General features: G+C 52.0%; 14 protein-coding genes. 6 read left to right on the top strand and 8 right to left on the bottom strand.

The window, feature by feature from the left end:
- Positions 1-107 precede the first annotated feature (107 nt).
- Together BUB30_RS10905 and BUB30_RS10910 are read left to right on the top strand one after the other, a co-directional pair.
- Positions 108-1,172, top strand: coding sequence for a mechanosensitive ion channel family protein (locus BUB30_RS10905; RefSeq protein WP_073133561.1), 1,065 nt, complete (start codon positions 108-110; stop codon positions 1,170-1,172).
- Positions 1,169-1,894: a L,D-transpeptidase family protein gene (locus BUB30_RS10910; RefSeq protein WP_073133563.1), complete on the top strand. Its 726-nt coding sequence runs from the start codon at positions 1,169-1,171 to the stop codon at positions 1,892-1,894. The genes BUB30_RS10905 and BUB30_RS10910 overlap by 4 nt, the downstream gene beginning before the upstream one ends.
- Positions 1,895-1,919: 25 nt before the next feature.
- Here the strand turns inward: BUB30_RS10910 and BUB30_RS10915 are convergent, their stop codons facing one another.
- From BUB30_RS10915 to BUB30_RS10945, 7 genes are all read right to left on the bottom strand, one after another.
- The gene (locus BUB30_RS10915) at positions 1,920-3,875 is read right to left on the bottom strand and encodes a DUF3857 domain-containing protein (RefSeq protein WP_073133565.1); all 1,956 of its coding nucleotides are present in this window, start codon (positions 3,873-3,875) and stop codon (positions 1,920-1,922) included.
- A gap of 120 nt (positions 3,876-3,995) precedes the next feature.
- Positions 3,996-5,927, bottom strand: coding sequence for a transglutaminase-like domain-containing protein (locus BUB30_RS10920; RefSeq protein ID WP_073133567.1), 1,932 nt, complete (start codon positions 5,925-5,927; stop codon positions 3,996-3,998).
- The gene (locus BUB30_RS10925; protein WP_073133569.1) at positions 5,920-9,156 is read right to left on the bottom strand and encodes a toxin-antitoxin system YwqK family antitoxin; all 3,237 of its coding nucleotides are present in this window, start codon (positions 9,154-9,156) and stop codon (positions 5,920-5,922) included. The genes BUB30_RS10920 and BUB30_RS10925 overlap by 8 nt, the downstream gene beginning before the upstream one ends.
- 127 nt (positions 9,157-9,283) lie before the next feature.
- A complete protein-coding gene (locus BUB30_RS35595; RefSeq protein ID WP_073133571.1) occupies positions 9,284-10,387 on the bottom strand; it encodes a chorismate mutase in 1,104 nt (367 codons plus the stop codon).
- 12 nt (positions 10,388-10,399) lie between these two features.
- Positions 10,400-11,281 (bottom strand): prephenate dehydrogenase, encoded by an 882-nt coding sequence (locus BUB30_RS35600; RefSeq protein ID WP_073133573.1) that lies wholly within the window; start codon positions 11,279-11,281, stop codon positions 10,400-10,402.
- Between the two features lie 15 nt (positions 11,282-11,296).
- On the bottom strand, positions 11,297-12,496 hold the full coding sequence (locus tag BUB30_RS10940) for a pyridoxal phosphate-dependent aminotransferase (RefSeq protein ID WP_073133575.1): 1,200 nt from the start codon (positions 12,494-12,496) through the stop codon (positions 11,297-11,299).
- A 15-nt stretch (positions 12,497-12,511) separates the two neighbouring features.
- Positions 12,512-13,354, bottom strand: coding sequence for a prephenate dehydratase (locus tag BUB30_RS10945; protein ID WP_073133576.1), 843 nt, complete (start codon positions 13,352-13,354; stop codon positions 12,512-12,514).
- A 467-nt stretch (positions 13,355-13,821) separates the two neighbouring features.
- On the opposite strand from BUB30_RS10945, the gene BUB30_RS10950 reads away from it, so the two are divergent.
- The 4 genes from BUB30_RS10950 to BUB30_RS10965 all read left to right on the top strand — a co-directional run bounded on the left by BUB30_RS10950 (position 13,822) and on the right by BUB30_RS10965 (position 19,052).
- Positions 13,822-14,271 (top strand): hypothetical protein, encoded by a 450-nt coding sequence (locus BUB30_RS10950; RefSeq protein ID WP_073133578.1) that lies wholly within the window; start codon positions 13,822-13,824, stop codon positions 14,269-14,271.
- Between the two features lie 143 nt (positions 14,272-14,414).
- On the top strand, positions 14,415-17,171 hold the full coding sequence (locus tag BUB30_RS10955) for a T9SS type B sorting domain-containing protein (protein ID WP_073133580.1): 2,757 nt from the start codon (positions 14,415-14,417) through the stop codon (positions 17,169-17,171).
- Positions 17,172-17,225: 54 nt separating this feature from the next.
- Positions 17,226-18,311 carry a glycine cleavage system aminomethyltransferase GcvT gene (gene gcvT, locus BUB30_RS10960; protein WP_073133581.1) on the top strand — a complete coding sequence of 362 codons (1,086 nt, stop codon included), beginning with the start codon at positions 17,226-17,228 and terminating at the stop codon, positions 18,309-18,311.
- A 27-nt stretch (positions 18,312-18,338) separates the two neighbouring features.
- Entirely contained in the window at positions 18,339-19,052 is a 714-nt protein-coding gene (locus tag BUB30_RS10965) for a 2-phosphosulfolactate phosphatase (RefSeq protein WP_073133583.1), read from the top strand.
- Positions 19,053-19,057: 5 nt separating this feature from the next.
- Here BUB30_RS10965 and BUB30_RS10970 read toward each other — a convergent pair whose 3' ends face one another.
- Positions 19,058-20,176 (bottom strand): acyltransferase family protein, encoded by a 1,119-nt coding sequence (locus BUB30_RS10970; RefSeq protein ID WP_073133585.1) that lies wholly within the window; start codon positions 20,174-20,176, stop codon positions 19,058-19,060.
- Positions 20,177-20,277: the final 101 nt, after the last annotated feature.

The raw sequence follows: 20,277 nt of genomic DNA on the forward strand, positions 1-20,277 counted from the left end.
TTCGCTGGGGTGTGTTGGCGGAAACTTTTTTGTCTAACGCTGGTTTAGGGTGACTCGGGCTGATAAAATCTTTACTTTTACGGCATCGGAAAATTCACCCCGCCTGTATGGAAGACCTGCTTAACCAGAACTATTTCGGCAACACCGTAAAGGATTATCTCATTGCCGCCGGTGTCATCCTGTTGGGGATGTCGCTCATGGCCGTCTTTAAAAAGATCATTTTGGGCCGGCTCAAAAAATGGTCGGAGAAGACCGAGACCACCCTCGACAACTACGCCGTGGCGGGGCTCGAAAAATTCGGGTTGCCGATCTTCAATTTCATTGTCATCTATGCGGGGCTAAACTACCTGACCTTTTCTCCCAAGGCATCGCGTGTGCTGGAAATCGCCATTGCCGTAGTGATCACTTTTTTCGTATTGCGCCTCATCTCCACCACCGTGCTGCTGACGCTGCAGACGCGGGTGCGAAAACAGGAACAAGGCGAGGAAAAAGTGAAGCAGCTTGGCGGCATCATGCTCATCCTCAACATCGTGATCTGGGCGTTGGGGATCCTGGTGCTGTTCGACAACCTGGGCTATAACGTCACCACCATCATTGCCGGTCTGGGCATTGGGGGTATTGCCATCGCCCTGGCCGCCCAAAATATTCTCGGCGACCTTTTCAACTATTTCGTGATCTTCTTCGACCGCCCCTTCGAGATCGGCGACTACATCGTGATCGACGACAAGAAAGGCAACGTAGAGCATATTGGCATCAAGACCACCCGGCTAAAAAGTTTAACCGGCGAACAACTGGTGTTCTCCAACAGCGACCTGTCGAAGTCGCGGATCCACAATTTCAAACGCATGGAACGGCGGCGGATTGCTTTTGTGCTGGGCGTGGTGTATGAAACGTCGCCTTCGTTGTTGCGCGAGATCCCGGGGATCATTAAAAAAATCGTGGAGGCACAAAAAGAAACGACGCTGGATCGCGTTCATTTTCTTACGTATGGCGAATACAGTCTGAAGTATGAGATCGTTTATTTTGTGGAGAATAGCGACTATAACCGATACGCGGATATTCAACAGGAAATCAATCTCCAGATCTACGATGCTTTCCTCGCGAAAGGCATCCAATTTGCATATCCATCGCAGACGATCTTTATGGCAAAAGACGTTCCTTCCGTATCATGAAATTATCCTTGCTCCTGTTCATGGCCGCACTGCTCCCGGTATCTTTCAAAGAAACCCAACTTCAATTCCCGAGGGTGCGGGCGGCGTATGATGAGAAGGAAAGCGTGGTCAAAAAGTATTTCGCGGATAAGAAAATCTCGTTCCCCGGTTTTCAATTGTTCATCCGCGCCTTCAAGCGCGAACAAACCGTAGAAGTTTGGGTGAAGGAAAAAGGAAAGACCACCTTCACGTTGCTGCACACCTATCCGTTTTGTGCCAGCTCGGGCACATTAGGGCCCAAGCGCAAAGAAGGCGACCTGCAAATTCCGGAGGGTCTATACGTCATCGAACATTTTAATCCTTCCAGCAACTTTCATTTATCCCTGGGGATTGATTATCCCAATACATCCGACAAAATTCTTGGCGACCGGAAGCATCCGGGTGGGGAGATCTACCTTCATGGAAACTGCGTCACCGTGGGCTGTATCCCGTTGACGGACGATAAAATAAAAGAGTTGTATGTGTTGGCTGTAGAAGCGCGCCATTCGGGCCAGGACAAAATTCCGGTACACATCTTTCCCACCAAACTTTCGGACGCCTCGTTGCAAGGCTTGAAACAAGAATTCGACAACGCCACCACGCAGTCGTTCTGGGGCAATCTAAAAATGATGTACGACGATTTCGAGAAAACAAAAAAACTTAAAACGGTACACGTCACCGCTGCCGGCCGGTACTCGTTTTAAGTTTGCATGATCGGGTTCGGGGAGACTACGATCGTTTCTCCAACACCAGCGTGATCTTGTTAAAATCCGCCGCCGCGTTCACCACTTTCCGGAAATCTTCATAGCGCGACAGGGGCGCGTAGATCTCTTTGTAGTATTCGACAATGGTGACCTCCACCACATCGTCCTTCACCGTGTATTCGGACTTGAACATGTAGGGCACATAGTCGCGGTCATGGTAGGCGATGTCAACTTTCAGGTCGTCGAGGTTTTTCACCTGATAGCCTTTCGGGATGTGGACGCGGATCTTGCGATCGTATTTGCGATTGTATTCATTCTCCACCACGGTGGTGCGTTCGTCGTCGCGGTACATCTCGACTTGGGGACCGATCAGTTCGCCCACTTTGAACAAAATGCGGGGACCGGCTTTTTCCACGAAGTGATTGGAGAGAAAATCGACGTCAACCAGGAAGTTGCCTGCATTTTCGCCGGGCACCGGGGTGGCGGTCCAGGTCTTTATGGAAGCATCGGGCGCGGTTTGCTTGGTGAGTTCTTCGATCATCTTAATGCGATCGGCCGCCGGGATCAATTCATAATAAGGCGTGAAAAGTGCTGCGTTGTAGCCTCCAAAGTCGCGCTTCTGACGGATTTGGTTGGCACCGAGATCATCCGTGAACGTGACATCGATGTCGAGGTTATCCTGGTTGATGGCGTAGTCTGTCGGGGGAATTTCACCAATCGATGACAGCGCCGATTTCACATCGCCCGTCACGAACGGCTCCAGGAACAGGCCTTGGGTGGCCGTGAAGTCGGGTTGGATGAGCGGGTAGCGGAATTCGAAGGTGTAGGGCTCCAGGAACTTGCGGGTGTCCGGGAAGAACAACACGTAGTCGTCCAGGAAAGACCAGGAATCGAACGAACCATCGAACTTGATATTCTCGCGGCTGCAGGTGATGACGGGTTGGCAATTTATTTTCAGCCTGTCGAACACGGCTACGAAGAGGCGGGTCATGCCCTGGTGCGAGGCCAGCTTATATTTCAGGATACTCTCCACCTGGTTCAGCGATTCGTTGTCGCCTTCTTTGTTCACCTGGATAGAAGTTTTGATCTTGGTTTCAACGTTACGGATGCGTTCGTCCAAGCTGGCGGTGGGTTTGTCGCCGATGGTCTTCACGAATTTGTCAATGGCCTTGTCGTCTTCCTTCGAAAGGGTGACGAGCAGTTTGTAGAAAGTCTTTGCGGCTTCGTCCCAGGTGTAGAGGCGTGCCGGTGAGCGACCCACGTTGTAGGCCAGTTTGAATTCAATGCGTTTGCGGTTGGGTGAAAAATAAGAGAAGGGCTCCTTCTTCAATGCGGGCACGTCCTTGGCTTCTGTGCTGTATGTATTTTGATTTTCCTTCTCATCCTTTTTTACATCCGGGAAACCGTTGTAGGATTTGAAATCGAATCGCAGGTGCCCGGGGCTGGTGAGCAAAAAGGAATTGTTTTTTACGGGCGCATCAAATTGCATGAAGGCGCGGTCGAAAAGGGTTGCCGTCATTTTTCGGGTGTAGTAGTATTCGATCTCACTTCCCATTTCAATCCCTTCGATGGCAAAGATCTTGTAGGCATTGCCGCTGTTCTCGTCCTTTAACTCTTTCAGGTTGGTCTTATCAAAATACACCGCCTTGCCGGCCTTGTTGATGGCGCGGGCCTTCACGTCCAGCAGCTCCAGGGTGTTGTTCATGGAGATGACGATGCGGTTGTGTTTCTGCACGGCCTCGTTGTTGTTCACATACACAATGCGGTGAACCGTGGAATACAATACGAATTCATTGTCCTTCAACACATAGTCGTATTGCGCGTGTTGTTTGAGGATAAGCTCCGAAAGCGCTGCATCTTTTTCCGGCAACACATAGCGGGCGCGGTCCTTCTCCCATTCGTAGGGTTTATAATCGTTTGCCCGGGCGCCGAGGCTTACCAGGGTAAGAACCGTGAGGATACAGGTGCGGATCAATTTCATGTTTTCAGAGTTAACAAATCACAGGCCGAATTTACGACAGTCTCCCGTCAATTTCCTTCATAGGAACATACAAAAAAGGGGCTTTGTTGCGGCGATGCGGTCGTATTATTTTTCCGGGGCCTATTTTTTCTTTAGAATAAGGGATTCTTTGTAGGCTTCGCTCAACGATTTCACGGCCTCATTCCATTTATCGAACTGGTTGGTCTGCATGAGCAGGTAGTTGATGTATAATTTTTTCGAGAATACGATCTTGCCGTCCTTTTTCTCATAGCGTGTTTCGAAACCCAGCAAGTCGCCATCCTGTTTGGCGCCGGGGGGCAGGTATTCGACCACGTACCCGTCAGGGATGGTGAGCTCGCTATATTCCAACGACTCATACCGGTAGTCGTTCTCTTTTGGCGTTTGCCGGAGGGCGGTGTTGATGAAGGCGTTGTAATAGTCTTTGTTGAGGTTCAGGTTGATGTAGAGCTCGTCGCCAATCTTTTGAAAATAATCGCCGATGCGGAACGTGTAGTTGATCCGGGTGGGTTTGTCGCGGTCATTTTCGTTGGCCACCTTGAAGTCGTCGAGGTAAAATTTATTGCTGCCTTTGCCGATGAGCCGGGTGACATAGCGTTTCACGTCGTCCTTTTCGGCGCGATCCAGTTCATAGCCACCGAATACTTTTGCATAGCCGGTCAACGCGCTCGCGCCTTTGCCCACGATCTGGTTGCCATCCAGTTTGATCGCGATCGAATCCGTCATCAGGTTCCGCTCTTTCGGGATCTCGGGAACGGTCTTCACCACATAGTGATCCTTGTCCAACCCGATCAATGCCTCCTTGCCCTGGATCATCGACGATGGCAGGCCGAACGGCGTGTGATCGCTGGTGGCATCCAGATAATAATACTGGCCATCGGCAGCGATGTAGGTGGCGATCATGTGATTGTCGACCAACGGGGTGGGCACCTGCGAATATTTGTAAGGCAGGTCGCGCGTGCCGATCCACGTGCGGTAGGATTTTACGCCGGCGATATTGAGCATGCTCACAATAAGGCTGGCCATGTCTTTGCAATCGCCATAGCGCTTCTCACAAACATAGGTGCCGTTGTGCGGGATGAGCCCGCGCATGCCCTCTTCGAAAGCGATGTATTGAATATTCTCCTGCACCCAATAGAAAACGTTCCGGACGATTTCCGTTTCATTCTTGCTTTGGCTTTTTATTTTTTCCACTACGCCCTTGAGCTCAGGCGAAGGTGCGTCCTTGTCGAGACCGTCCACGAAGCTGTAGTACCAGTGATAGAGATCGTCGAGGTTGCTCAGCACGTTCACCTTTCCCTTTTTTGTCTCATACGATTTCACGTAGGTGATCACGTGCGGAACGTAATAGCGAATGGATGGGCTGCTGTCTTCGCTCCGGCGGGAGGGCAGGTTGGTGGCGGTCCACTCATAATATTTGAAGCCTCCTTTTTCGAACTTCCGGAATTTTATGAGGCCCGTGGCATCGTTCAGCACTTCATAGAACAAATCCACTTGCGGGCTGGTCTTGATCGTATAGGATGTTTTTCCTTGCGGCAAGTAGGTGGAGAAGATGAAGCCGGGGATGAACTTCACATCCTTTTGAAAGGAACGATACTCCAGTTGGGTGCGGTTGCCATTGGAGACCGACGGGTAGTTGAAGGAATAATAGTAAGAGTCGTCGTAGAAAATGCCGGCATCGCGGTCGCTGTTCTTCTTGAAATCGGAGACACTCATTTCCTTGTAGCGGCTCTTATCCCAGATCAACGTTTTTGCCTTGATGTCTTTCACCTGGTTGAAATGCGAGCCGTACACACGACCCGAAGCGTAGGCTTCGCTTTGTTCTTTCAAATGCAATATATCTTCCGACACATCGGTGAACACCTGCAATGAGTCGTCCTTGAGCTGGATGGTGAGCACTTCCGAACGCTCCACAAATACAGCAGGGTCGTCCGGGAATTTCTGCTTCAGTGTTTTATATAGATCACTTTGCGCGCTTGCCCCCGTGAAGCCGCAAACTGCGATGATCAGGCTTGCAAAAGAAATTCTAGTCATGTGGTAACCCTTCGTAAAAGTGATATGTTTTCGATTTCCCGTCTTTGCTATAGTATGTGGCATCCCCGTTGAGCACTCCCATTTGATAGGTCTCGCGGACAAACGGCGTGCCATTCGGATAGAATTTCTCATAGACACCGTCCAACTCATCAAATTTATAGTTCCCCCGCTCTTCTACCTTGCCATCGGGGAAATAAACCGTGTACGGCCCCTGGTAATCGCCCAGCGCGAAATGGTACTCAAAGTGGAGCTGGCCATTGCTGAAATATATTTTTCGAGCACCGTCGATCATTCCGTTCGCAAGTTTCTCCTCATACGCCGTCTTTCCGTTGGCATAGGTTGCCGTAATAGTTTGGTTTCCGGTGAAGGCCGTCCAATCCTCTTGTTTTTCGTGTGGGGCAATTTTGCGGAATGCTACGAGCTTGTTGTTGTAGTAGAGCTTTTCTACCAGTGGTGTGCCGTCGGGCGCAAAGATGCGCACGATGCCATTCGCTTCATCGTTCTTGTATTCGCGGGTGTAGTATACATTCCCGTTGAAGTAGTTGAACGTCCAGGTGCTGTCGTGTTCATCCTGGAGGTAGAGGCCAGAATAATCGGCGGAACCATCGGTCTCGAAGCCTTTCCACAGGCCCTCTGCTTTCCCGTCGCGGTAGTACCCTTCCCTTGTCTGTTGTCCGTTCATGGCGTATTGTCTGAACAGGCCTTCACGCTTGCCACTGAGCGAAGACCAATCGTAAAACGTTTTTCCATCGGGAAACATTTTACCGATGTAAGTATATTCACCACAATTCGTTTCAAAAACAATCTGGGGCGTGCCGTTCTTATATCGTGACTCGAAGGTTACGTGGCCGGTCTTGTCTTTCTCCACGCGTTTGGTCAAAGGTTTTTCGTCGGGACCCATGTCAACGATGTCCGTCATCCGGTCGCCTTCGTAGGTAGACACCTCGGCCACTTTGCCATTGACGGCATATTCCGTGGCGGCACCCGAGAGGTCGCCATGAATGTAGTAGTAATCGGACGCCAGCTTGCCGTCGGGATGATAGGTGTACCAGTGTTGTTCGCGTTGGCCGGCCGCGTAGTAGCCGCGTTGTTTCAATTGGCCGTGCACAAAAAACTCCTCGAACACGCCTTCCCGTTCATCATCCACATAATGCGAAACATACATTTTCTGGCCCGTGTGAAAATACTCGATAGATTCTCCCTGCGTCTGGCCATCGTTGTAGGTCAGCTCGCTTTCCACGGTCCCTTCCGGGTAATAGTATTTCCAGTGGCCGTCGCGACGACCTTTTTTATAGGCGCCCTCCGCGAAGCGTTGGCCGGTGGGGTAATAGAATTTTACCGGAAATGTTCCGTCGTTCTTTCCGAAACTGCCAACCACCTTGCCGCTTGGATCATAGTAAGTCACTTTTATCAGCAGGTCGTTTTTATACGTTTCGGTGTAGTAGAGCTTGCCATCGTGATAGGTATTATCTTCACCGGTGATGTTACCCTTTTCATTCAGGGTTCTTTTCCCATACAGATTTCCCCGGACATCGTAGAAGGTCCACTCGCCGGTGGCCGTGCCGTTGGTGAAATTGCCGGTACGGTTCAGCCTCCCGTTGGCGTGATAATATTTCCAGATGCCGTTCACTTCACCGTTTTTGTAGCTGCCCGTGCTACTCACTTTTCCGTTGGCATAATATTCCACATAGACACCTTCCGCTTTGCCTTGCGCATACGCGACCTTGTTCCGGACGGTGCCGGTCTCATAATAGTTTGTGAACGTGCCGGAAAGCTGGTCGGTATCGTAGTTGTATTCCTGCATCACTTTTCCGCTGCTAAAGTAAGAGGCACCCTTGCCGTGTCGTTTGCCGTTGGCGTAGCCCAGTTTTTCCCGCAGCGCGCCGCAGGCATTGTACAACTCCACGGGGCCCTCGATCTCGTCATTTTTCAGGAAGAAATATTCGACTTGAACGCCGTGTTTATAGAGCCTCGTTTCACCGGACTCATAGTTCTCGGTGCTGGAGAGAACACCGTCGTCGCCATAATATTTCCAGACGCCAATTTTTTTCCCGGCATCCGAATAGCTGCCTTCGGCTATGCGCACGGAGTTGGTGAAGTACACCCAGTGTCCCTGCTTTCCTTTCGCTTCATCTTTTTTACCCAGCGCCTCCAGTCCATTGTTGTCGTTGTACCAGGCTTGTACGGGCTCGGAAAATCCCAGTTGGGGTGCCGTTACCAGCACGCGCTTCCTGGTCAACTCTGTATTGGTGGCAGAATAAAATACCTTCAGTCGGTCGTCATTTTTCTTTGTCCACTTGTGCACCTGGTCGTTGTCGATCGAACCGAGGATGTGATACACGAAGGGTTCGGTCAGATCACGGTCTTTTAACATCTGATAGATAGGCATATAAAATGCATACCAGGGATCGTTCGGTTTGTTCTCGACTTTGGAGAGTTGCTCGAAGAACATCTGGTACTGTCGCACGATGGCGGCGTCGACCGGGATCTTCAGTTTGTAGTTTTTATCCATCGCGATGCCGGCCTTTAGGATCTGATCCGTTTTGTCAAACGCATTCTCGCCCGCAAAGGGAAGGGATCCGTCGTCGGCGAATTGATTGGACATCACTTTTTCCAACAGCACCAGGCGGTCGTGGTCTTTGTTGTTCACCCCCATGTACATGCCCAGCGACAACAGGGCATGCGTTCTTTTGCCCTGGCCTGCCGCCATCCGGCCCAGGTTCAAATGGCTCCCGGGGTGAAAGGGGTCGATGGCCAGGATCTTGAAAAACTGTGTGGTGGCTTTGTCGTAGTCCTTGTGATTGTAGTAGGCAAGCCCCAGGTTGAACATGATCGCATAGTTGAACGGATAGGATTCGAGGGCTTTCTCAAAATATGAGACCGCCTTGTCGAAATCTCCTTTGCGTTCGTAGGCCACCCCCCGCAGCCGCATGAATTCCGGCTGGTAGATAGATGGCTTTTGCAGACCCTCTTCGCTCGCGGCAATGGCCTTGTCGTATTCCTTGTTGGCCACATAGGCTTGTGCCATCTCGGCCAGGGCCAGGGTGTAGGCGGTGTCGCGTTTGGAGATGACCTGGTATTTTTCAATAGCCTTGTCATATTTCCCGGAGTCATACAATTCCTTTGCCTGGCTAAGCACGTCGGCTACGGGAACATACGGAGGGGGGAGGGTTTGTGAATAGCTGGTGAGACTAATCAGCAGGCAGGCAGCCAACAGAAGACGAATCATATAACTTTTACCATTCAATTCATAAAGTAAAAAAAAACGCGTTACGCTTTTCGATAGAGAATAAAAAATAAAACCCCTCTGTAAGAAAAGAGGGGTTTTTGTTTAAAAAGCATATCGCAAAAGAAGTCTACACGCGTTCTTCCACCTTGTTCATCACCTTGGTCTGGATCTGGATGGACTCCTGGTGAATGAGCTTCAGCAGGTCGCTGGTGAAGTCGGCATTGAGGCCCATGGCCTTGCCCAGCGTGATGCGGGTTTGGATGATCTCTTCCCACCGTGCCACTTGCAGGATGGTGACGCCGTTTTCTTTTTTGTATTGACCGATCTTCTCGGATATTTTCATACGGGCCGCCATTTTGGACATGATCTCGTCGTCCAACTGGTCGATCTGTTCGCGCAAAATGCTGAGGGTATCCTTGAAGGTCTTGTTGTCGGACGACACCGTGCGCACCACCAGGCCGTCGATGATCTTGCCGAGGTTTGCGGGAGTCACTTGTTGTTTGGCATCGCTCCAGGCAGCATCGGGGTTGATGTGGCTTTCGATCATGAGACCGGCCATGTCGAGGTCGAGTGCTTTCTGGGAGATGAACGAAATAAGCTCGCGGTTACCCGAGATGTGGCTGGGATCGCAGATGATGTCCAGTTCGGGGATGCGGGTCTTCAGCTCGATGGCCATGTCCCACATGGGCGCATTGCGGAAAGGTCCTTTTTCGAAGGAGGAGAATCCGCGGTGAATGGCGGCCAGCTTGGTGAGACCGGCTTTGTTGAGACGCTCGAGGGCGCCGATCCACAACTCCAGGTCGGGGTTGATGGGGTTCTTCACCATCACGGGGATGTCTACGCCTTTCAGCGAGTCGGCCACCTCCTGCACGGAGAAGGGGTTCACCGTGGTGCGGGCACCTACCCAAAGGATGTCGACACCGGCCTTGAGACAGGCTTCCACGTGGGCGGCGTTGGCCACTTCGGTGGTAACGGGCAAGCCAGTTTCTTTTTTAGCGGCGATGAGCCATTTCAATCCTTCTTCGCCAGCGCCTTCATATTGGCCGGGGCGTGTGCGGGGTTTCCAGATGCCGGCGCGCAGAGCGTGCACTTTGCCGGTGGCGGCCAGTTGTTTGGCGGTGGCGATGGTCTGTTCTTCGGTTTCCGCGCTGCAAGGTCCGCTAATGATGATGGGCTTACTGGCGGTGGGGAGCCATTTCGAAATTGATTCCAGTTGCAATGTATGCTTCATATGCGTGTGTTTTTATTTTGCGATCTGTTGTTTTGTTTGTTTGTGTTCTATTCCGTTTAAAATTTCTCTGATGCGGTTGGCGTCGGCCATGATGCGATGAAGTTCTTTGGCATCGCGTTTCATGAGGTAATACTGAAACTTTTGCAGGTGCATGATGTATTCCAGCAGGGCCTGGCTCAGGTATTCGGCGTTTTGCTCGAAGATGGGCGCCCACATGTCGGGCGAGCTTTTCGCCAGGCGCACCGTGGAAGCAAAACCGCTACCGGCCAGCGCGAAAATATTCTTCTCATCCCGTTCGATGTCCAACACCGTTTGCCCCAGCAAAAAGGAGCTCACGTGCGAGAGGTGCGACACGTAGGCCACGTGTTTGTCGTGTTCTTCGGGTTCCATGAAGATGGTGTTCATGCCCAGGGCGTCGAACACCTGGCCCACCACATCCAATGCGTGTGCAGAGGACTTGTCGCGTTCGCAGATGATGTTGGTCTTGTTGCGGAACAGTCCTTCGAAGGCGGCTTCGGGTCCTGAGTTTTCCGTACCGGCAATGGGGTGCGCAGCTACAAATTGGTTGCGTTTCGGGTGGTGGGCGATGGCGCGGCAGATCAAACTTTTGGTCGAACCGGCATCCATCACCACGGCATCTTTGTGCACTTTGTCCAACACCGAAGGCAGCAATTTGCCCAAGGCGTTTACCGGGATGGCCAGGATGATCAGATCGGACGTTGTCAGGGCTTCTTCTTTTTCTCCGATGCGATCGACCAATCCCAACTCCACGGCCCGGGCCGCGTGGGCGGCATTTTGTTCCAGCCCGATCACCTCCGACGCGAGACCTGCTTTTTTCAGATCCAACGCGATGGAACCTCCAATCAACCCCAGACCGATAACCGTTGTCTTCATTTTCTTTTTTTAAACTTATGCGTTTACCGAGGCCTTTGACGAAACCGCGGCCTTATCGCCTAAAAACTTTTGAATGCGTTGCACGGCCTCTGTGAGCATCGTTGTGGTGCAGCAGAGGGAAATGCGGATATATCTTCTTCCGGCTTCTCCAAAAATGAAACCGGGTGTGATGAACACTTTTGTGCCGTAGAGGATCTCGTCGATCCATTTCTCCACATCCTGGATTTGGTCGGGCGCTTTCGCCCAAACGAACAAGCCGGATTGCTTGGCCGAATAGCTGCAACCGAGCAGGTCGAGCAACTGCATGGCTACGCGCTTGCGGTCGGCGTACACCGCGTTGAGCGACGTGAACCATTCTGCTCCATTTTTCAAAGCTTCCACGGCGGCGTGTTGCAAACCAAGGAACATGCCGGAGTCCATGTTGCTCTTCACTTTCAATACGGCTTCTATATATTCTTTGCGGCCGGCCACCCACCCGATGCGCCACCCGGCCATGTTGTGTGACTTGCTGAGGGAATTCAACTCCAGCGCCACTTCATCAGCTCCTTCGATGGAAAGAATGCTCATGGGTTCATCGTTCAGGATGAGGCTGTAGGGATTGTCGTTCACGATCAGGAATTGATTTTTGCGGGCCAGGTCCACCAGCTCCTTCAATTCTTCGCGCGACGCGGTTCGGCCGGTGGGCATGTGGGGAAAGTTCACCCACATGATCTTCACTTTCGAAAGATCGCGTTTCTTCAGCGCCTCCATATCGATGCCCCAATTGGAATCTTCACGCAACGCGTAAGGACTAAGCTTTGCTCCCACCAGGTTGGCCACCGACGAATAAGTGGGATATCCCGGGTTGGGGATGAGCACTTCATCGCCTTCGTTCACAAAAGCCATCGCGATGTGCATGATACCTTCTTTAGAGCCCATGAGGGGAAGGATCTGCGTTTCGGGATTCAGCGAAACCTGGTATGTATTTTTATAAAAGTCGGCAATGGCATTGCGCAGTTGGGGAATGCCTTTGTAGTTCTGGTAGCCGTGGTTGGCAGGATTTTTTGCAGAGACCGTCAGCGCTTCTATGGTAGAAGCCGATGGCGCCTGGTCGGGGCTGCCGATGCCCAGGTTGATCACCCGCAATTCGGGGGTGTCGAGCCCGCGTACTTCGGCCAGCTTGCGGCTGAAGTAGTATTCTTCTACCTGGGCAATTCGGTTGGCTGTTGTGATCATCGCTCGCGTCTTTTATTATTTGTATTCGATCTTTCCTTTTTTATACTCTCCCAACACGTTGAGATTTTTTACCTGCAGCAACACCTGGTGCATGGCATCGTCGTATTGCTTGCGGCGTTTCCATTCCACGTCGATGTGAATGGAGTATTCGCTGGGCTTTCCAATGATCGGTATCGATTGGATCTTGGTCAGGTTGATGCTGTTGTTCTTGAAGGTCATGAGCGCGTCGGCCAGGCTGCCCACTTCGTTGGCCACCTCGAAACTGAGGGAGGCTTTGTTGCTTTCCTTTTTGTCGTGGCTGCGCTTGGTGAGCACCAGGAAGCGGGTGAAGTTCTTCTTATGGGTCTCGATGCGTTTCTCCAGGATCTGCAAGCCATATTTTTTGGCGGCATGCTCATTGGCGATGGCCGCGGTGGTCTTCAGCTTCATTTCCTTTACGCGCTTGGCCGAAAGGGCCGTGTCGTCGCTTTCGCGGATCTCGACGTTTTTCAGGGCGTGGAGGTATTCGGCGCACTGGCGGATGGCCATGGGATGCGACTCGATGGTGGTGATCTCGCTCAACTTCACCCCCGGCAACGTGAGCAGGTGCATGTGGATGGGGAGGTAGAGCTCGCCAATGATGCTGAAATGATATTCCTGTAAAAGAAAGTAGTTCGGCAAAATGCTTCCGGCAATGGAATTCTCGATGGCCATCACGGCATAGTCGGCCTCGCCGTTCTTCAGGCTTTCGCAAAGACGATGAAAGGACAGGCACTCGATGGTGTCGATGGGCTCGTTGAAATAGGTGAGCGCGGCCACTTCGTGAAAGCTGGTGGCTATCCCTTGAATTGCAATGCTGAGTTTTTTCTTCTTTGCCATTTTTACACTATGTCCATAAAACAAAAAGTCCCGGGGTTCCGGGACTTTTCTGAGTTTTTCGTTATCGTTTAGTCAACAACACACTGCTCTTAAAGTCCCGTTGGGGTACTAAAAAAGTAGTAAAAGTAAAAGCTTGTGCGGTTGATGGTCATATCTTCTTGTTGAAGTGGTTCAAAGATAAAATGTTTTTTTTTAGTGTTGCAAGTTTGCATGCCACCTTTCGCAAAATATTTTATGGTAACTAATGGTTGTTAGCGAAGAAAATGCTGCCGAACCCGTTTGCTTGAACCACCTGCGTGGTATTGTCCATCCTATATTCTAGTCAACGGGTCAGAAAATCTGTCTCATACCGGCCGGTCACCCACAGCACCCGAATGTCCTCTCCGCACCGCTTGTCGAAATGGGTTCCCGGGCCTATGGTTCATTGCAGGCTGCGCATTACCTTTGGCGCTCAACCCTAGCAACCCATGAAAAAAACTTCCCTATCCTTTCTTATCCCCGTCTTTTTTGCACTGGCCTGTGGCCATAAAGCACACGAACATGAAGGACACGATGAAGCGACGGCACCGGATGCCACCGAAGCCACCGGCAACCAACTGCTCTACGAGAAAGTGATGAAAGTGCACGACGAAGTCATGCCCAAGCTCAACGATATCTATACCCTGAAAGAGGCGCTGAAAGATAAAATAGCCAACACCCCCTCGATGGCCGAAGCCAAGAAAAAAGAGATCGAACAGACCATTGTTCAACTCGACTCGGCCAGCGAGAACATGATGGTGTGGATGCGCGCCTTCAACGCCCCGCCCGACAGCCTGGGTGAAGAAAAGGCACGGGAGTACCTGGAAGGACAAATGGAAAAAGTCCAAAAGGTGAAAACCGACATTCTCGAATCCATCGAGAAGGCAAAGGCACAGTAATCCCCAAACCTGCGGGCTACGGATAAGAACGACCTTGGGGACGTGTAGACTCCGTGTGTTAAAGGCTGTTGGCCATTGAATGCGGGGTACGGATACTAAAGGCCGGCAGGCCACCGTTGTATCCGTACCTAAAACACCCTCCCATGAAATCGTTTACCGCCGGTTTCTGTTTCCTGTTGCTGTTGACAGGAACCCGTTTGCATGCCAGCCATATCCGCTCCGTGGAAATTCAGGCGTTGCAGCAAAATTGCAGTTCACCCACCTATACGATCGTGATCATCGGCTACATCAATTACGGCACGGCCGTTGCCTTCGGCGGCGACGGAAGCCTGCTGAATTTTGGGAACGGCACCACCCTCGTGTTGCCGGAACTGGTGGAGATCGACACCATCGATGCCGTGTTAAAGGTTGGCCGCGTGCGATTCGAGACCGCCGCCACCTTCATGCCGGGCGCTTATACGATCTCTTACACAGAAGCCAACCGAAATGAGGGCGTGTTGAATTTTACGGGCTCGGGGGCCACCGTCTTTTACACGGAGATCTCGCTACGGGTACAACCCGGCCACTGCAATTCCTTGCCGGAGCTCACCGTCCCGCCCATTGATCGTGCATGCCCGGGATTGGCATTCTATCACGCGATCGGCGCCGTCGATCGGGATGGCGACAGCTTATCCTATGGCTTGTCCGTGCCGCTGTCGACATCCAACACGCCCGTCTCTAACTATAAGCATCCAAATGATATCGCCTTTTACACCGGCGTCGACTACAACCATGCCACAGAGGCGCACAGTGGCCCGCCGACTTTCTCCATCGACCCGGTAACCGGCTTGCTGACCTGGGATGCTCCCAATGCCATTGGTGAGTACACGGTTTCTATCAAGATCTATGAATGGAGACGTTCGCCGAATGACAGCGTTTGGTATCTCACGGGCTATGTGCTGCGCGACATGCAGATCATTGTGGAGGATTGTATGAACCGCCGGCCAGAGATAAGCGTCCCGCAAGACGTGTGCGTAATTGCCGGCACGCCGGTGAACGTACACCTGAAGGGTTCGGATCCCGATGGGGATCCCGTGATCATGGAGGCCTTCTCGGATGTGTTTTCACTGGACGAAAACCCGGCCATTGTTCAAAACGACGGCGAACTGCAATCGACATCGCCGCCATACGACACCGCCTCGCTTTCTTTCTCGTGGAAACCGGCCTGTACCCACGTACGGGAGCAGTCCTATTCCATTGTTTTTAAGATCACAGACCGCCCGCGCTCAGGGGCACCGTTGGTTCGATTTCAGACGCTGTTTGTGAAGGTGATGGCTTCGGCGCCTGCGTACGAGCGCGTGACCGTTAACCCCGTGAACAAGGTTCTCACCTTGCAATGGAAATCGCCCGCGTGCGCAAACACCAAAGCTGTGCAGGTGTGGCGGCGGGTGGCTCGTTATGCATACGATGTCCCCGAATGTGCCACTGGAATGCCGAAGGCGTTGCGCTACCGGTTGCTGGCGGAGCTGCCCGGGGATGCTGTCAGCTACACCGATGCCGCAATAGCCGTTGGCGCACAATATTGTTACCGGATCGTGTCGCTCGTGGGCGATGCCAAGGTTCCCAGCCGGATCTCTTTGGATACTTGTCTTATTCCAAAACCGCCTGAAGCGCCGGTGATCACCACCGTGAGCGTAACAAAAACCAATGCCATCAACGGCCACACGTTGGTGCGATGGACGTCGCCCTTTGCCCTGGATAAAAACCAGTATCCTCCACCCTACTCGTATAAAGTCTATCGCAGCGACGGGCTGACGGATCCTGATTTTGTTTTTGTGCGGGGGCCTTTGCAGGACACGGTTTTCACCGATACGTTGAACACACAAGATCTTGCGCATCGCTACCGGATCGAACTGTACGTGCCAGCCCTCACCGCGGCACCGGTGGACACATCGGATGCGGCTTCGTCAGTATATCTCGCCCAGCCGTCCAACACGAAAGAACTATCCCTGACCTGGGATGCGGAAACACCGTGGTATAATTTCACGCAGGCATATCCGTATCATCTTATTTACAGAAATGAAACCGGCCCCGACGGCGCCTTCACGCTGTTGGATAGCGTGGACGTAAATGAGAATGGATTTATGTATATCGACCCGAAGGCGCAACCGGACATCGTCTATTATTATAAAGTGCTCACACGAGGTTCGTATGGGAACCCCGACCTCCCGCAACCCCTGGAAAATTACTCGCAAGTCTTGCGCGCCGCAAAACCCGATACGATACCGCCATGCGCTCCCGTGGCCATGATGGAGACCATGGACTGCCGTTCTTTTTCGTGCCGGGGGAATAACTATGCCAACAAAATTACCTGGAGCATGCCCGCATCGTGCTCCGAGGAGATTGAAAGCTACCAAGTCTTTGTGTCGGACGATGAGGTGACCTATACACCGTTGGGCCGCGTGAAGGGGAATTCCTTTCTGCACGGCGGGCTTCCGACAATGGCGAAATGCTACACCGTGGCAGCCATCGACCGCGCCGGCAATATGAGCCCCCCAAGCCAGCCCGTTTGCAACGACAACTGCGGCTTTGTGGCCTTTGCAAACGTGATCACTCCCTATAACGCCGATGGACGAAATGATTATTTTGAGGCCTTTACCGATGTGACCGATGAGGCTTCGTGCCTCCGTTTTGTAAAGTCCATTGCCCTGAGGATCTACGACCGCTGGGGAAAGGAAGTTTTTACATGGGATGCCCCGCCGGGCGAAGGAAATAATTATGTTTTCTGGAATGGGCTGGACCCGGCCGGCAAGAAGGTGAGTAGTGGCGTGTATTTTTACTCAGCCGACGTACATTTCGATATGCGCGACCCCAAAGCAGAGCACCGGGTGGTGAAAGGTTGGGTGCAGGTTATTGATTGACCAGGGTTTCTGCTTTTGGGAAATCTCTTACCTTTGTGCACCTAAAATTGCACCATGGAGATAAAGAACATTCCCTTGCATCAGCTTCACGTTTCATTGGGTGGAAAGATCGTTCCCTTTGCGGGGTACAATATGCCCGTCCGCTATTCATCGGATATCGAAGAGCACATGACCGTGCGGAACGGCGTGGGCGTTTTCGACGTATCGCACATGGGCGAATTTCTTTTGAAGGGCCCCAACGCGCTCGACCTCATCCAACGGGTGACCAGCAACGACGCCGCCACCCTCGTGGATGGCCAGGCGCAATATTCCTGTCTGCCCAACCAAACCGGCGGCATCGTGGACGATCTCATCGTCTATAAAATAGAAGACGAAGGCTACATGCTGGTGGTGAACGCCTCCAACATCGACAAGGACTGGAATTGGATCAGCCAGTTCAATACCAAGGGCGTGGACATGAAAAATGTTTCGGACGACACGTGCCTGTTCGCCGTGCAAGGCCCAAAGGCCGTCGCCACCCTGCAGAAACTGACCACCACAGACCTTAGCGCCGTTAAATACTACCACTTTACGGTCGGCGAATTTGCTGGCGTAAAGAACGTGATCATGTCCAACACGGGCTATACCGGTGCGGGCGGTTTTGAGATCTATGTGGACAAAGCCTACGCCGAAAAGATCTGGAAAGCCATCTTTGAAGCCGGCAAAGAATTCGACATCAAACCGATCGGCCTGGGCGCCCGCGACACGCTGCGCCTGGAAATGGGTTTCTGTCTCTACGGCAACGACATCGACGACACCACGTCGCCGCTCGAAGGAGGATTGGGATGGATCACCAAATTCAAAAAAGATTTCACCAACTCCGCGGCCCTCAAAAAGCAAAAAGAAGAAGGCGTCACCCGCAAACTGGTGGGCTTTAAAATGGTAGACAAGGGCATTTCCCGTCACGACTATGTTATTAAGAATGCTGCCGGCGAGGTGATTGGAAAAGTTACTTCCGGCACGATGTCTCCTTTGCTGGGCATCGGCATTGGGTTGGGCTATGTGACCAACGCAAACTCCGCGGTAGGTTCCGAGATCTTCATCGATGTTCGCGGCAAGGCCTTGAAAGCGCAAGTGAGCAAGACCCCACTGATTGGCTAGTCCATCGTCTCTTTCTCCATCGCATTTATGAAGACTATCGACGTTTGCCTCAGTCCCGACCTGATGCACTTGTACAAAGTGCACGACCGCACCGTCGTGGTGGTCGACATCTTCCGGGCCACTTCATGCATGACCACCGCGCTGGCCCACGGCATCGAAAGCATCACACCATTTGCCTCGCTGGATGATTGCCGGGCCATGAAAGCAAAAGGCTACTTCACCGCAGGAGAGCGCGACGGAAAAAAAGTGGACGGCTTCGACCTCGGAAATTCCCCCTTCGAATACATGGCCGGATCGCTCAAGGGCGCGAAGATCGCATTCACCACGACCAATGGCACACAGGCCATTGCCAAATCGGCAGGGGCGAAAGAAATTATCATCGGCTCCTTCCTCAACCTTTCGGCCGTCGCGAAGTATTTGCGCCATGGCGACAACAACGTGTTGGTGGTGTGTGCAGGATGGAAAGGAAAAGTGAATTTAGAGGATACGCTTTTTGCAGGCGCATTGGTTGAACTCTTAAAGGATCACATCGAACCGGATTGTGATGCGCCGATTGCTGCACAGCATCTGTACAACCAGGCAAAAAATGACCTGGAAGGATTTCTCAAAAATGCGAGTCACGTGAAGCGACTGGCCAGGCTCAATGTATTCAAGGACATCACGTTTTGCCTCACGCCGGATCAGTTTAACGTGATCCCGGTGTTAAAGGAAAATGTGCTGGTGCCCCACGTCGTCTCGTAGGTTTGCTACACCCTGATATAGATCTTTCGCTTGTCCAGCACATAGCCCACAGCCCAGCACGTTAGCATAAAGAAAAATGCAAACAGGAACGAGGCGTTGATAGGGCTGAAGATCTTTTCAAATCCCAAATAAACCGAATGTTGCAGATTCTCGGATTTTGTCGGGATCATGTACATGATAATGATCAACAACTCCGAAAGCAGGTAGATGAACAATGGATTTTTTCCAAACACCAAAAAGAAGGGTGTCCACTTTGTGCGGTGGAGGATTTCCAGCACATAGATCAGCAACGACAACACCATGAGGTCGATGCCCACCGTGAGCAGCACGAAGGAGCTGGTCCACAACTTTTTGTTGATCGGGAAAACCATATCCCACGTGAGGGCCACAAAGACCAGCAACGCACCGGCTAACATGAGCTTGGCGATGGTTTCGTATTTATTTCCATACCGCCGGATAAAATCGCCGGCGAGGTATCCAAAGATCACATTCACAATCGACGGCAAGGTGCTCAACAATCCTTCGGGTTCGAATGGCACGCCTTCTCCATGATACAGGTGTTGCTCACCAAACAGCCACAGATCGATCTTTGATCCTGCATTTCCCGCCAGGCTATAGGGATCATTGGCATCGCCATACGCATAGCTCACGATCCAATACAGCAGTAAGGCAAACGCACTAAACCAAACCGCAAAGCGCTTTGAACCATAGTGTAGGATGATCGACGCAAAGAAATAACACAACGCGATGCGTTGCAGCACGCCCAGGATCCGGGTGGTCGTGATCGACTTGAACGCCCAGTCACCGTGCTCATCGGGCCGGTAAAACGGGAACCAGTACATTAAAAATCCCAACAGGAAAATGATGGCCGTCCGCTTCAACGTCTTCCGCCAGAAAACACCCTCGCCTTGCAACTCGTATTTATGGAGTGAGAACGCCATGGCATTGCCCACGGCAAAAAGAAAGGAAGGAAACACAAGGTCGGTGGGTGTAAAGCCATGCCACGAGGCATGCAGCAGGGGCGCGTAGTTGATGGGACCACCGCCGGTGTTGACAATGATCATAAAACAAACGGTCATCCCCCGGAATACATCAAGGGAGAGGTAGCGCTGATTCTCGGACATAGGTGTTCAGGATTTAACGAAAGCTCCAGGATTTTTTCCAGCCGTGCAAGGGGAAGTACACGAAATCGAAGACACACCGCGCACACTGAAAAAAAAATTTC

The sequence above is a fragment of the Chryseolinea serpens genome, assembly GCF_900129725.1.
In the GTDB taxonomy this organism is placed as follows: domain Bacteria; phylum Bacteroidota; class Bacteroidia; order Cytophagales; family Cyclobacteriaceae; genus Chryseolinea; species Chryseolinea serpens.

Excerpts from the sequence above, each read along its gene's own strand:
- BUB30_RS10905 (WP_073133561.1), top strand. The coding sequence starts at position 108 with ATGGAAGACCTGCTTAACCAGAACTATTTCGGCAACACCGTAAAGGAT.
- BUB30_RS10910 (WP_073133563.1), top strand. The coding sequence starts at position 1,169 with ATGAAATTATCCTTGCTCCTGTTCATGGCCGCACTGCTCCCGGTATCT.
- BUB30_RS10925 (WP_073133569.1), bottom strand. The coding sequence starts at position 9,156 with ATGATTCGTCTTCTGTTGGCTGCCTGCCTGCTGATTAGTCTCACCAGC.
- BUB30_RS35600 (WP_073133573.1), bottom strand. The coding sequence starts at position 11,281 with ATGAAGACAACGGTTATCGGTCTGGGGTTGATTGGAGGTTCCATCGCG.
- BUB30_RS10920 (WP_073133567.1), bottom strand. The coding sequence starts at position 5,927 with ATGACTAGAATTTCTTTTGCAAGCCTGATCATCGCAGTTTGCGGCTTC.
- BUB30_RS10950 (WP_073133578.1), top strand. The coding sequence starts at position 13,822 with ATGAAAAAAACTTCCCTATCCTTTCTTATCCCCGTCTTTTTTGCACTG.
- BUB30_RS10955 (WP_073133580.1), top strand. The coding sequence starts at position 14,415 with ATGAAATCGTTTACCGCCGGTTTCTGTTTCCTGTTGCTGTTGACAGGA.
- BUB30_RS35595 (WP_073133571.1), bottom strand. The coding sequence starts at position 10,387 with ATGAAGCATACATTGCAACTGGAATCAATTTCGAAATGGCTCCCCACC.
- BUB30_RS10945 (WP_073133576.1), bottom strand. The coding sequence starts at position 13,354 with ATGGCAAAGAAGAAAAAACTCAGCATTGCAATTCAAGGGATAGCCACC.
- gcvT (WP_073133581.1), top strand. The coding sequence starts at position 17,226 with ATGGAGATAAAGAACATTCCCTTGCATCAGCTTCACGTTTCATTGGGT.
- BUB30_RS10965 (WP_073133583.1), top strand. The coding sequence starts at position 18,339 with ATGAAGACTATCGACGTTTGCCTCAGTCCCGACCTGATGCACTTGTAC.
- BUB30_RS10940 (WP_073133575.1), bottom strand. The coding sequence starts at position 12,496 with ATGATCACAACAGCCAACCGAATTGCCCAGGTAGAAGAATACTACTTC.
- BUB30_RS10970 (WP_073133585.1), bottom strand. The coding sequence starts at position 20,176 with ATGTCCGAGAATCAGCGCTACCTCTCCCTTGATGTATTCCGGGGGATG.
- BUB30_RS10915 (WP_073133565.1), bottom strand. The coding sequence starts at position 3,875 with ATGAAATTGATCCGCACCTGTATCCTCACGGTTCTTACCCTGGTAAGC.